The organism is Xanthomonas sp. LMG 12462, assembly GCF_009192885.1.
GTDB classification, from domain to species: Bacteria; Pseudomonadota; Gammaproteobacteria; order Xanthomonadales; family Xanthomonadaceae; genus Xanthomonas_A; species Xanthomonas_A sontii.
On sequence record NZ_NMPP01000004.1, the window covers coordinates 19,997 to 31,377 of the forward strand.

Genomic DNA, 11,381 nt, shown 5'->3' on the forward strand with positions numbered 1-11,381 from the left:
GACGTCGAAAAAAAGAGGGGCGCAAAGGGTAGCGCGCGGCGCGTAGCCGGGCCAGTGAAGGGCGCGCGGCGGCGACGTCGGCGTCGGCCCGCCGGTGCGGTCGAGGTACGCCTTGCGGATCTGCAGGCGCACGTGCCCCGCCACCGCCCCGACCTACGCGTCGCGGCAATGGCAACGTTGTCCACAATGCATGTGGATCGATTGTCCAGAAGCCTGTGGACAACCGCGCGAACGCCTTGCCACGCAAGGCGCCGCCCTGTGCTGGCGAAAAAATCGCACCCGTGCGGCCGGCGATGCATCCGTGGTAACGGCGTTCGTCTTTTCCGGGATCGGTTATGACGTGCCTTGGCGGCGATCACCATCGCCAGCGCCGTCTAAACACCGCGCGCCGCGCGCCCGCATCCAGGCGTCCGCAATCGCGCGTGCACCGGCGGGGTCGTCCACGACCAGGATCAGGTGCCCGTGGTGGTCGCTGTACTGCACGGCGATGTTGATGCCGGCGGCGCCGAGCATGCCGGTCAGCAGGCCGAGCTGTCCCGGCGTGTCCTGGTCCAGGCGCAGGCTCACCACCGGGTGTTCGGCGGCCACGTGGAAACCGTGCGCGCGCAAGGTCTCGCTTGCCGGTGCGGCGGCATCGAACAGGAAGTGCGCGACCGCGCGCCCGTCCACGCGCCACACGCCGCCGCCTTCGATGCTGATGCCGGCCGCGCCGAGTGCCTGGGCCATGGCGGACAGGGCGCCGGGGCGGTCTTCGAGGTGGATTTCGACGTCCTTCATCGCGCGGCCTCCGGCGGCTCGCCCGGGCGCACGATCGTCGCCTCGCAACGCACCGGCATGGCGCAGCTGTTGGCGATGAAGCACTGCGCGTGGGCCTGTGCGTGCAAGGCCTGTGCGCGGTGCGCGTCGCTGTCCGCCGCGATGGTCACGCGCGGCGCCAGCGCCACCTCGCGAAAGCGTCCGCCGTGGCCGGGGCGCATCTCCAGCCAGCCCTGGGCCTGGTCCTCGTAGGCCAGCACCTGGATGCCGGCATGCGCGCACAGGGCCAGGTAGGTGAGCATGTGGCAGGCGGCGAGAGCGCCGACGAACAGGTCTTCCGGATTGTGCAGCGCCGGGTCGCCGAGGAAGAGCGGGTCGGCGCTGCCTGGCAGTGCCGCCTTGCCGGGAATCTGCAGCGTGTAGTCGCGGCCATAGTGGCTGTAGTCGGCGGTGCCGTTGCCGCGGTTGCCGGTCCAGCGCAACTGCGAAGCGTAGTGGTGCAGCGTGTCGGTCATGCGTCTGCCTCGTGTGGGAGCAGGCAAGGTAGGCGCCAGCGTGGCGGCATGCTTCGTCTAGAATCGAAGCATGAGCGAGGACACCCTGCTTGCACGTGCCGCCTTTCTGCTCGGCGACCCGGCGCGCAGTCGCATGCTGGCGGCGTTGATGAGCGGGCAGGCGCGCACTGCCAGCGAACTGGCGCTGGACGGCGCGGTGGCGCCGTCGACTGCGAGCCGGCACTTGTCGCAACTGGTCGACGCCGGCTTGCTTGCGGTGGCGCGCCAAGGGCGACACCGCTATTTCCGTCTGGCCGGCGCAGACGTCGCCGCGGCGGTCGAGGCGATGATGGGACTGGCGCCGCCGCCGATGACGCGGCGGGTCGGCCCGGCGGATCCCGGCCTGCGCCGGGCGCGGGTGTGCTACGACCACCTTGCCGGCGAACTGGCGATCCGCTGGCGCCAGCAGATGGAAGCGCGTGGGCATCTGCTGTGCAGCGAAGGCATGGCCTTGAGCGCATCCGGCGCCGCCTGGTGCGCGGCGATCGGCATCGACGTGGCGGCGCTGCGTGCGTCGCGGCGGCCGCTGTGCCGGCCGTGCCTGGACTGGAGCGAGCGCCGCGACCACGTCGCCGGTGCGCTGGGCAGCGCCTTGCTCCGGTATCTCTTCGACACCGGCCTGGCCCGGCGCGTGCCGGATTCGCGGGCGGTGCAGATCGGCCCGCGCGGCGAGCGCTTCCTCAGCGCGCTCGACTAGCGCGTGCCCGGCGCCGCTCAGGCCGTGGCGTCGTCCTCGGCCTGGTGCAGGCGGCCGCGCAGCGAATTGCTCAGCGCCTCGGTGATCGTCACCTCGACGAACTGGCCGATCAGGCGCGGGTGGCCGGGGAAGTTCACCGAGCGCATGTTCTCGGTCTTGCCGGTCAGCTCGGCCGGGTTCTTCTTCGACGGGCCTTCCACCAGCACGGTCTGCACGCTGCCGATCATCCCCTGCGAGATCTGCTGCGCATGCGCATTGATGTGCGCCTGCAGCCGCGCCAGCCGCGCGTGCTTGACCGCCTCGGGGGTGTCGTCTTCCAGGTCGGCGGCGGGCGTGCCCGGGCGCCGCGAATAGATGAAGGAGAAGCTCTGGTCGAAGCCCACGTCCTCGATCAGCTTCATGGTCTTGTCGAAGTCGGCGTCGGTCTCGCCGGGGAAGCCGACGATGAAGTCCGAGCTGATCGAGATGTCCGGGCGCACCGCGCGCAGCTTGCGGATCTTTTGCTTGAACTCCAGCGCGGTGTAGCCGCGCTTCATCGCGCTGAGGATGCGGTCGCTGCCGGCCTGCACCGGCAGGTGCAGGTAGTTGGCCAGCTGCGGCACGTCGCGGTAGGCCTCCACCAGCGAGTCGCTGAATTCCAGCGGATGCGAGGTGGTGAAGCGGATGCGGCCGATGCCCTCGATCTGCGCGATGCTGCGGATCAGCAGGCCCAGGTCGGCGTGCTGCGTCTCCTCGCCGGCCTCGGCGTCGGCATAGGGCCCGCGGTAGGCGTTGACGTTCTGGCCGAGCAGGTTGATCTCGCGCACGCCCTGCGCGGCCAGTTGCGCGACTTCCACCAGTACGTCCTCGAACGGCCGGCTGATCTCCTCGCCGCGGGTGTAGGGCACCACGCAGAACGAGCAGTACTTGGAACAGCCTTCCATGATCGACACGAAGGCCGAGGGGCCTTCGGCGCGCGGCTCCGGCAGGCGGTCGAACTTCTCGACCTCGGGGAAGCTGATGTCCACCTGCGACTTGCCCGATTCGCGCCGCGCGCGGATCAGCTCCGGCAGCCGGTGCAGGGTCTGCGGGCCGAACACCAGGTCCACGTAGGGCGCGCGCTTGACGATCGCCTCGCCTTCCTGCGAGGCCACGCAGCCGCCGACGCCGATGATCACCGGCTTGCCGCCGGCCTTCAGCGCCTTCCAGCGGCCGAGCTGGCTGAACACCTTTTCCTGCGCCTTCTCGCGGATCGAGCAGGTGTTGACCAGGACCACGTCCGCTTCTTCGGGGTTGTCGGTCAGCTCCAGGCCTTCGGACGCGGCGAGCACGTCGGCCATCTTGGCCGAGTCGTACTCGTTCATCTGGCAACCGTGGGTCTTGATGTAGAGCTTGCCGCGCACCGGCGCGGGTGCGGCGGCGGTGCCGGCGGAGGGCAGGGGATGCAGGACAGTCCCGGGCATGGCGCTTAATCCAGGCGGGTGGAAAGGAAGCCGGCTAGTTTACCCCTGCCTGCGCGCCAGCGCAGGACGCTAGCCCGCGGCGGCATCCACCGCCAGCGCGCGCTGCACCGCCGGCCGCGCCGCCATGCGCTCGGCGTAGGCGCGGGTCGGCGCCGGCGGGTCGAGCAGGCCGAACGCCAGCATCCAGCCCAGCGCGCTGCCCCACAGCACGTCGGCGGCGCTGCAGCGCGCGCCGAGCAGGTAATCGCCGCGCGCCAGTTGCGCGTCCACCACCGCCAGCACGGTATCGCAGTCGGCATAGGGCGACATCGCCCGCGGTGGCGGCTCGCGCTTGAGCGCGCGGTCGACGAGGGCCGGCTCGAAGCAGGCGCCGTAGAACGCCAGCCAGCGCAGGTAGGGGCCGCGCAGCGGGTCGCCGATCGGCGGTGCCAGCCCGGCCTCGGGATACAGGTCGGCCAGATAGGGGTAGATCGCGCCCTGCTCGGTCACCACCGCGCCGGCGTGCACGATCGCCGGCACCTTGCCCATCGGGTTGATCGCCAGGTAGTCCGGCGCCAGTTGCGCCTGCCGGTCGAAGTCGATGCGCTCGATGGCGTAATCGGCGCCCAGTTCCTCGAGCAGGATCAGCACGCCGCGCGAGCGCGAATGCGGGTTGTGGAACAGGGTGATGTGGCGGTCGCTGGTCATGGGCGGCTCCTCGATGTCGGTCTGCACACCCTAGACCCCATTGCGGACAGATCCTGTCCGCAATAGCGTGCGCCGATGTCATCGCCCGCCGCCCGCCTGTTGCGCCTGATCGCCCTGCTGCAGACCCGCCGGCTGTGGTCCGGTGCCGAGCTGGCCGCGCGGCTCGGCGTGGACCGGCGCAGCCTGCGCCGCGACGTGGAGCGGCTGCGCGCGCTGGGCTACGCCGTGGAGGCCGCGGCCGGGGTCGGCGGCGGGTACCGGCTGGCGGCCGGCGCGCAGATGCTGCCGCTGCTGTTCGAGGAGGACGAGGCGGTGGCGGTCGCGGTGGCGCTGCGCGCGGCCTGCGCCAGCATGGCCGGCCTGGAGGACACCGCGGTGCGGGTGCTGGCCAAGCTCGAACCGCTGCTGCCGACACGTGTGCGCCAGCGCGCCGAGGCCTTGCAGGGGGCGACTCTGGCGCTGGGCCAGGACCCGCTACGACCGGACACGCGGGTGCTGATCGGGGTCGTCAGCGCCTGCCGCGACCGGCGCCTGCTCGGTTTCGTCTACCGCGACCATTCCGGGCGCGCCAGCGAGCGGCTGGTCGAGCCCTTGCGCCTGGTCAACGCCGGCCGCCGCTGGTACCTGCTGGCCTGGGACCGCGATCGTGCCGACTGGCGCACCTTCCGCGCCGAACGCATCGTGCCGCCCTTGCAGCTCGGCGCGGCGGTGGCGTTGCGCCTGCCGCCGCAGGAACCGGCGGCCATGGTCGACGCGGCGATCCGCTACAGCCCGCAGGCGATGGGTTTCGCCCTCAGTGTGCGGCTGCGTGGCAGCGCCGCCGAGCTGGGGGCGCGCATTCCACTGTGGTGCGGCACCCTGCAGGACGAGGCCGACGGCCACTGCCGGCTGTCGCTGCTGGCCGACGCGGTGCCGTGGCTGGCGGCGCAATTGCTGACCATCGGCGTGCCGTTCGCCGGGCTGGAGGCCACGCCCGAGGTGCGGACGGCGCTGCGCGGGGTGCTGAACGCGTTGCTGGAGCAGGTGCCGGAGCCGGCACCGGTGGAGTAGGTGATACGGCGGGGGAGGGCGCACTGGCCGCCCGGCGCTGCTCCGGCCCCGGGCGGTGCGGACTTGGCAAGCGCCGGGGAAGTTGGGACACTCGCCGCCATGAAGGGGATGCTGTGGCTCCTGGGGCTGGGACTCGCCACGTTGACGGCTGCGCCGGCCAGCGCGGGCACCCTGTACAAGTGCACCGGCAACGACGGCGTGCCCAGCTACGGCAGCAAGCGCGTGTCCGGCGCCAGTTGCAGTGTGATCGGCCGCTACACCCCCGACCGCCGCGCCGCGCGGACCGCCCCGGCGCCTGCGCCGGCCAGGGCCAGCACCGAGCGGCCGCCCAGCCGCGGCGTCATCGCCAGCGCCGGCACCGTGGCGCCGGCCACCCTGATCAGCGCGCCGGTCGCCGCCCCGGCCCCGGTGACCGCCAACGCCGTGCCCAACCGGGTCGCCCCGGTGTCGCCCAGCAGCAGTGGCGCGCCGCGGCGTCTGGTCAGCGGTCAGCTGTATTCGTACATGAAGGACGGCGTGCGCCACTACACCAGTGCGCGTCCGACCCAGGTCGCCAATCTCGGCGCGGTGCGCACGATCCGCTACAGCTTCATGGAAACCTGCTACGCCTGCGCCAATCCGGGGGTCAACTTCGGTGCGGTGCGCCTGAACACCACCGCCTACCAGAGCGAGATCGCCGCCGCCGCGCGCGAGTACGGTGTCGACGAAGCGGTGGTGCGCGCCATCATCCACGCCGAGTCCGCCTACAACCCGACGGCCCTCAGCCGCGCCGGTGCGCAGGGGCTGATGCAGCTGATGCCGCCGACCGCGCGCCGCTTCGGCGTCAGCGATTCGTTTGATGCAGCGCAAAACATTCGCGGCGGCGTGCAGTATCTGGCGTGGCTGCTGAAGCGCTTCAACGGCAACCTCAGCCTGGCCGCGGCCGGCTACAACGCCGGCGAAGGCGCGGTAGACAAACACGGCGGGGTGCCGCCGTACAGCGAGACCCAACGCTACGTGCAGCGGGTGGGCGTGCTCGCCGAGCGCTACCGCGGCGTGCTGGCGACCGCGCATTGAGCCGTCGCCGCGGCCCGGCAGGAGGCGTTGCGCGTCCATTGTCGGCGCGTTAAGGGTTCCGCTACACTGCAGTGGATTCAGTGCGGCTCGACCCCCACCGAGCTGCTGGCAGCCTCACGCTACCCAATCACAGATCGGAGTGCCGGATGGCCAACGATGGGGTCAACGATTCTGTAAATGTAGGACGCCGCCGCTTTCTCACCGCCACCACGTCCGTCGTGGGTGCGGTCGGTGCGGGGTTCGTCGCGGTTCCTTTCATCAAGTCCTGGAATCCGAGCGCAAAGGCCAAGCTGGCCGGCGCGCCGGTCACCGCCGACATCAGCGCCCTGCAGGAAGGGCAGCGCCTGATCCTGGAATGGCGCGGCCAGCCGATCTGGATCGTCAAGCGCTCCAAGGCGATGCTCGATGCGTTGCCGTCGCTGGACAGCCGGCTCAAGGATCCGGAGTCCACCAACAAGGACCAGCAGCCGGACTACGTGCTGAAGAATCCGGAGTACCGCTCGATCAAGCCCGACGTCTCGGTGCTGGTCGGCCTGTGCACCCATCTGGGTTGCTCGCCGGAAATGGTCGCCGAGATCCGCCCCGAACCCTACGACCCCGACTGGAAGGGCGGCTATTTCTGCCCCTGCCACAAGTCGCGCTTCGACATGTCCGGCCGCGTGTTCCAGGGCGTGCCGGCGCCGATCAACCTGCTGGTGCCGCCGCACCATTACCAGGACGACAACACGCTGGTGATCGGCGTGGACCCGAGCGCGTCCGCGAAGGGAGGGGCGTAAGTCATGGCCGACAACATCCTCACCCGCACCGCGGGCAACGTGTTCGACTGGGTCAACGAGCGCGCTCCCGGGCTGATGCCGTTCTACCGCAAGCACGTCACCGAGTACTACGCGCCGAAGAACTTCAACCTCTGGTACTACTTCGGCTCGCTGGCGATGGTGGTGCTGGTCAACCAGATCGTCACCGGCATCTTCCTGACGATGCACTACAAGACCAGCGCGGCCGAGGCGTTCAACTCGGTCGAGTACATCATGCGCGACGTCGAGTGGGGCTGGCTGATCCGCTACATGCACTCCACCGGCGCCTCGCTGTTCTTCATCGTGGTGTACCTGCACATGTTCCGCGGGCTGATGTACGGCAGCTACAAGAAGCCGCGCGAGCTGGTGTGGATCCTGGGCATGCTGATCTACCTGGTGCTGATGGCCGAAGCCTTCATGGGCTACGTGTTGCCCTGGGGGCAGATGTCGTTCTGGGGCGCCAAGGTGATCATCTCGCTGTTCGGCGCCATCCCGGTGATCGGCAACGGCCTGACCGAATGGATCATGGGCGATTACCTGCCGTCCGACGCCACCCTCAACCGCTTCTTCGCCCTGCACGTGATCGCGCTGCCGCTGGTGCTGTTGCTGCTGGTGGTGCTGCACCTGGGCGCGCTGCACGAGGTCGGTTCCAACAATCCCGACGGCGTGGAGATCAAGAAGGGGCCCAAGGGCAATCGCTGGAGCCCGAACAAGCCGGCCGACGGCATCCCGTTCCATCCGTACTACACGGTCAAGGACCTGGTCGGCGTCGGTTTCCTGCTGATGATCGGCGCCTTCATCATCTTCTTCGCGCCCGGCTTCGGCGGCCTGTTCCTGGAGCACGACAACTTCACCGAGGCCAACCGCCTGGTGACGCCGGAGCACATCAAGCCGGTCTGGTACTACACCCCGTACTACGCGATGTTGCGGGTGGTGCCGAACAAGCTCGGCGGCGTGCTGGTGATGTTCTCGGCCATCGCGATCCTGTTCCTGGTGCCGTGGCTGGATCGCGCCAAGGTCAAGTCGATCCGCTACCGCGGCTGGATCTCGCGGGTGATGCTGGGGATGCTTGCGGTGTGCTTCGTCTGGCTCGGCGTGATCGGTTCCGGCCCCGGCACCGAGATCATCGAGACCTACATCGGCCGCGTGCTGACCGTTCTGTATTTCGCCTTCTTCCTGACGATGCCGATATGGACCTCGCTGGATCGAACCAAGCCGGTGCCGGAGCGGGTGAGCAGCCATGACTAAGCGCCTGATCGCTGTGCTCGCCGGCGTCGCGTCGGCCTTGCTGCTGTCCGCCTCGGCCATGGCCGCCGAGGGTGCCGCCACCCTGCAGGCCGGCAACGACCTGGGCGACCGCGCTTCGCTGCAGCGCGGCGCCAAGCTGTTCATGAACTACTGTTCCGGCTGCCATTCGCTGAAGTACCTGCGCTACCAGCGCATGGCCGAGGATCTGGGCCTGAGCGAGGACGAGGTGATGCACAACCTCAACTTCACCGGGGCCAAGATCGGCGAACACATCGAGACGGCGATGCCGCACGATGCGGCGACCAAGTGGTTCGGCAAGGCTCCGCCGGACCTGAGCCTGATCGCCCGCGTGCGCGGCACCGACTGGGTCTACACCTACCTCAAGTCGTTCTATCTCGACCAGTCGCGGCCGCTGGGCTGGAACAACAAGCTGTTCGCCAACGCCTCCATGCCCAATCCGCTGTGGGACCTGCAGGGCCTGCAGCAGCCGGTCTACGGCAAGGCCGAGCAGCCGGGCGTGGACAAGCCGGTGGAGCGGCTGCAACTGGCGACGCCGGGCAAGCAGAGCCCGGTCGAGTTCGACCAGACAGTGCGCGACATCAGCAATTTCCTCGAATACGCCGGCGAGCCGGCGGCGCTGAAGCGGCAGAACCTGGGCGTGTGGGTGGTGCTGTTCCTGGCGCTGCTGACCTTCCTGGCGTATCTGCTGAAGAAGGAATACTGGAAGGACGTGCATTGAGTCGCGGCCGTTTCGGCCGCGTCCCGGCTGCACCGTTGCTGAGCCGATCCCCTGTTCATCCTATTGGCTTTTGTGAGCGAGGGTTGCACACTCAGGGGCCGTGACGACCGTCCGCAATGTGCGGGCGGCGTCGATGCGGCCGGCGGATTCCGGCCGTCGGAGAGCCTTGAATGGCGGCGAGTTTGCGCATGCGAAATACCTTGACGTTGTTTTCCTCCACGGATGATGTCCTGTGCCACCGCGTCCGCCTGGTGCTCGCGGCCAAGGGCGTGACCTACGATTTCGTGGCGGTGGATCCGCAGAATCCGCCGGAAGACCTGATCGACTTGAATCCCTACCACTCGGTGCCGACCCTGGTCGAGCGCGAGCTGGTGCTGTACGCCGCCTCGGTGGTCAGCGAGTACCTGGACGAGCGCTATCCGCATCCGCCGCTGATGCCGGTCGATCCGCTTTCGCGCGCGCGCCTGCGCCTGGCGATGCTGCGCATCGAGCACGACTGGGTGCCGCAGGTGCAGGCGATCCAGCTCGGCAACAAGGCCCAGGCCGAAGCCGGGCGCAAGCGCCTGAAGGAACTGCTGACCGCGTCGGTGCCGCTGTTCAAGGCCAGCAAGTTCTTCCTCAATCCGGAGATGAGCCTGGCCGACTGCGCGATGGCGCCGATCATCTGGCGCCTGCAGGCGCTGGACATCCCGCTGCCGAAGGACGGCAAGGCGATCGAGGATTACGGCAACCGCATCTTCCGCAATCCGGGGTTCATCCGCAGCCTGACCGATCAGGAAAAGAAACTGCGCGACCTGCCGGCATGATGCTGTCCGCCGCGCCGTCTCCATTGTCTTCCGAGCTGTACCGGCATCGCGCGCCGGCACGTAGAATGGGCGCATGAGCGACGACACTTCCCGCATGACCAGCCATCGCCCGTACCTGCTGCGGGCGCTGGTGGAATGGATCAACGACAACGGCATGACCCCGCACATTCTGGTGGATGCGGGCCTGCCCGGCGTCCAGGTGCCGCCGAGCGCGGTCAAGGACGGGCGGGTGGTGCTGAACATCGCCGAGCGTGCGGTGGTGCGGCTGCAGATCGACAACGAGGGGGTCAGCTTCACCGCCCGCTTCGGCGGCGTCAGCTACCCGGTGCAGGTGCCGATGTCCGCGGTGCTGGCGGTCTATGCACGCGAAACCGGGCAGGGCATGGCGCTGCCGGACGACATCCATGGCGCCAGCGAGCCGCCGGGCGACGACACCCCGCCACCGCCGCGGCCGGGCGGATCCGACGACGCCGGCAAGCGTCCGCGCCTGCGCGTGGTCAAGTAGCCAGTCGATGCGCGGCCTCGGTGGCCGCGCTTCACCCATCCAAGCGTTGGCGTTTCCGGTATTCGTGCGCCGCGCACCGCGTTGTTCCGTCGCAGGAGCGGCTTCAGCCGCGACGGGCTTACCGGTAACGCCCATCGCCGCTGAAGCCGCTCCTGCATTCGCCAGCCATTCCATGTGGCATGCGCATCGCCCGCGCACTCAGCTTCGCTGTCGCCCGACACAACACGCCGCGCGCCATCGGTATCGGTGCACGGCCGGGGTGCACGGCTCAGTCGCGCTGCGCGCGGGCTTCCTGCAGGCTGCTCACGCTGGCGACCGACGGCCCGGTGAACGCGATCAGCTGATCGCCGAGTAGCACCAGGCGCCCGCTGTGGCGGTCGGTGCCATCGTAGGAATAGTCGAAGCGGAAGCTGCGCTCGAAGCCGAGCCAGCCGTTGGGCAGGCGCCGCAGGCGCAGGCCGGTGCCGTGCACGCTCTGGTCCAGCCACTGCACGTCGGCGGCCTTGCAGGCGTTGCGGCCGAGGATTTCGGCGCGTTCGGCGGCCGCACGCGAGGCGTTCCAGAACGCGAACACCGCGGCGCCGGCGATCATCAACAGGATCAGGCTGGGCATGGCGCCACTGTAGCGAGGCGCCGGTAGGCGGGCAATCTTGCTTGGGCTGGGATTGGCGGTTCGGGAATGGGGGATTGGCAAGAGCTGCGCCTCGCGCGCTGCTCGTAGATGTCTTGGAGCGAGGTGCAGCGGCTGACGGACGCCTCCGGTCCCCGCCATGGTCCTGAGCGAGGCACCTGCATGCATTGATGATGCGCGGTGTGCGTCCACCGGAATCCCGGTGTGAGAGGCGCCCTGGCGTTGCGATTGGACGAATACGCCTTAGCGCTGTGGCTGTGACTGCGGTTCGGTCTTGGGTGCCTGGTTGCCGGTGGGCGCGGTGGGGTGCGGCGCTGCTGGTGTCGCGCTGGGTATGGGGGATGCCGCCGCTGGCGTGTTCGGGCCGGTGGGGGGCTGTCTGTTATAAACATCTGACGCTGCCGTCGGTCTTACGG

Annotated in this window: 13 protein-coding genes; 8 read left to right on the forward strand and 5 right to left on the reverse strand. The window is 69.1% G+C overall.

Going from position 1 to position 11,381, the window contains the following annotated elements:
* Positions 1-333: 333 nt before the first annotated feature.
* Together CEK69_RS01535 and CEK69_RS01540 are read right to left on the reverse strand one after the other, a co-directional pair.
* The gene (locus CEK69_RS01535; protein ID WP_152240065.1) at positions 334-777 is read right to left on the reverse strand and encodes an ACT domain-containing protein; all 444 of its coding nucleotides are present in this window, start codon (positions 775-777) and stop codon (positions 334-336) included.
* The gene (locus tag CEK69_RS01540; protein ID WP_017908187.1) at positions 774-1,271 is read right to left on the reverse strand and encodes an OsmC family protein; all 498 of its coding nucleotides are present in this window, start codon (positions 1,269-1,271) and stop codon (positions 774-776) included. The genes CEK69_RS01535 and CEK69_RS01540 overlap by 4 nt, the downstream gene beginning before the upstream one ends.
* Positions 1,272-1,341: 70 nt before the next feature.
* Between CEK69_RS01540 and CEK69_RS01545 the strand changes: the two genes are divergently transcribed.
* Complete coding sequence (locus CEK69_RS01545) at positions 1,342-2,007, forward strand: winged helix-turn-helix domain-containing protein (RefSeq protein WP_152243382.1); 666 nt, start codon at positions 1,342-1,344, stop codon at positions 2,005-2,007.
* 17 nt (positions 2,008-2,024) lie between these two features.
* Here the strand turns inward: CEK69_RS01545 and miaB are convergent, their stop codons facing one another.
* On the reverse strand, positions 2,025-3,449 hold the full coding sequence (miaB, locus tag CEK69_RS01550; protein WP_152243384.1) for a tRNA (N6-isopentenyl adenosine(37)-C2)-methylthiotransferase MiaB: 1,425 nt from the start codon (positions 3,447-3,449) through the stop codon (positions 2,025-2,027).
* 69 nt (positions 3,450-3,518) lie between these two features.
* Entirely contained in the window at positions 3,519-4,136 is a 618-nt protein-coding gene (locus tag CEK69_RS01555; protein WP_152243386.1) for a glutathione S-transferase family protein, read from the reverse strand.
* A gap of 75 nt (positions 4,137-4,211) precedes the next feature.
* Here CEK69_RS01555 and CEK69_RS01560 point away from each other — a divergent pair, with 75 nt between their 5' ends.
* From CEK69_RS01560 to CEK69_RS01590, 7 genes are all read left to right on the forward strand, one after another.
* A complete protein-coding gene (locus tag CEK69_RS01560) occupies positions 4,212-5,186 on the forward strand; it encodes a WYL domain-containing protein (RefSeq protein ID WP_152243388.1) in 975 nt (324 codons plus the stop codon).
* Positions 5,187-5,285: 99 nt separating this feature from the next.
* Entirely contained in the window at positions 5,286-6,242 is a 957-nt protein-coding gene (locus CEK69_RS01565; protein WP_152240071.1) for a lytic transglycosylase domain-containing protein, read from the forward strand.
* A gap of 146 nt (positions 6,243-6,388) precedes the next feature.
* Positions 6,389-7,018, forward strand: a complete 630-nt coding sequence (petA, locus tag CEK69_RS01570; RefSeq protein WP_026143542.1) for a ubiquinol-cytochrome c reductase iron-sulfur subunit — start codon at positions 6,389-6,391, stop codon at positions 7,016-7,018.
* A 3-nt stretch (positions 7,019-7,021) separates the two neighbouring features.
* Positions 7,022-8,284, forward strand: coding sequence for a cytochrome bc complex cytochrome b subunit (locus CEK69_RS01575; RefSeq protein ID WP_152243390.1), 1,263 nt, complete (start codon positions 7,022-7,024; stop codon positions 8,282-8,284).
* Complete coding sequence (locus tag CEK69_RS01580) at positions 8,277-9,023, forward strand: cytochrome c1 (protein WP_026144236.1); 747 nt, start codon at positions 8,277-8,279, stop codon at positions 9,021-9,023. Before CEK69_RS01575 ends, CEK69_RS01580 begins: the two co-directional genes overlap by 8 nt.
* A gap of 170 nt (positions 9,024-9,193) precedes the next feature.
* Complete coding sequence (locus CEK69_RS01585) at positions 9,194-9,829, forward strand: glutathione S-transferase N-terminal domain-containing protein (protein ID WP_010342124.1); 636 nt, start codon at positions 9,194-9,196, stop codon at positions 9,827-9,829.
* A gap of 73 nt (positions 9,830-9,902) precedes the next feature.
* Positions 9,903-10,334 carry a ClpXP protease specificity-enhancing factor gene (locus CEK69_RS01590; RefSeq protein ID WP_152236429.1) on the forward strand — a complete coding sequence of 144 codons (432 nt, stop codon included), beginning with the start codon at positions 9,903-9,905 and terminating at the stop codon, positions 10,332-10,334.
* Between the two features lie 268 nt (positions 10,335-10,602).
* Here CEK69_RS01590 and CEK69_RS01595 read toward each other — a convergent pair whose 3' ends face one another.
* Positions 10,603-10,947 carry a DUF3301 domain-containing protein gene (locus tag CEK69_RS01595; protein ID WP_017908204.1) on the reverse strand — a complete coding sequence of 115 codons (345 nt, stop codon included), beginning with the start codon at positions 10,945-10,947 and terminating at the stop codon, positions 10,603-10,605.
* Positions 10,948-11,381 lie beyond the last annotated feature (434 nt).

Coding starts and splice junctions, on each gene's coding strand:
- CEK69_RS01535 (WP_152240065.1), bottom strand. CDS start 777: ATGAAGGACGTCGAAATCCACCTCGAAGACCGCCCCGGCGCCCTGTCC.
- CEK69_RS01540 (WP_017908187.1), bottom strand. CDS start 1,271: ATGACCGACACGCTGCACCACTACGCTTCGCAGTTGCGCTGGACCGGC.
- CEK69_RS01545 (WP_152243382.1), top strand. CDS start 1,342: ATGAGCGAGGACACCCTGCTTGCACGTGCCGCCTTTCTGCTCGGCGAC.
- miaB (WP_152243384.1), bottom strand. CDS start 3,449: ATGCCCGGGACTGTCCTGCATCCCCTGCCCTCCGCCGGCACCGCCGCC.
- CEK69_RS01555 (WP_152243386.1), bottom strand. CDS start 4,136: ATGACCAGCGACCGCCACATCACCCTGTTCCACAACCCGCATTCGCGC.
- CEK69_RS01560 (WP_152243388.1), top strand. CDS start 4,212: ATGTCATCGCCCGCCGCCCGCCTGTTGCGCCTGATCGCCCTGCTGCAG.
- CEK69_RS01565 (WP_152240071.1), top strand. CDS start 5,286: ATGAAGGGGATGCTGTGGCTCCTGGGGCTGGGACTCGCCACGTTGACG.
- petA (WP_026143542.1), top strand. CDS start 6,389: ATGGCCAACGATGGGGTCAACGATTCTGTAAATGTAGGACGCCGCCGC.
- CEK69_RS01575 (WP_152243390.1), top strand. CDS start 7,022: ATGGCCGACAACATCCTCACCCGCACCGCGGGCAACGTGTTCGACTGG.
- CEK69_RS01580 (WP_026144236.1), top strand. CDS start 8,277: ATGACTAAGCGCCTGATCGCTGTGCTCGCCGGCGTCGCGTCGGCCTTG.
- CEK69_RS01585 (WP_010342124.1), top strand. CDS start 9,194: ATGGCGGCGAGTTTGCGCATGCGAAATACCTTGACGTTGTTTTCCTCC.
- CEK69_RS01590 (WP_152236429.1), top strand. CDS start 9,903: ATGAGCGACGACACTTCCCGCATGACCAGCCATCGCCCGTACCTGCTG.
- CEK69_RS01595 (WP_017908204.1), bottom strand. CDS start 10,947: ATGCCCAGCCTGATCCTGTTGATGATCGCCGGCGCCGCGGTGTTCGCG.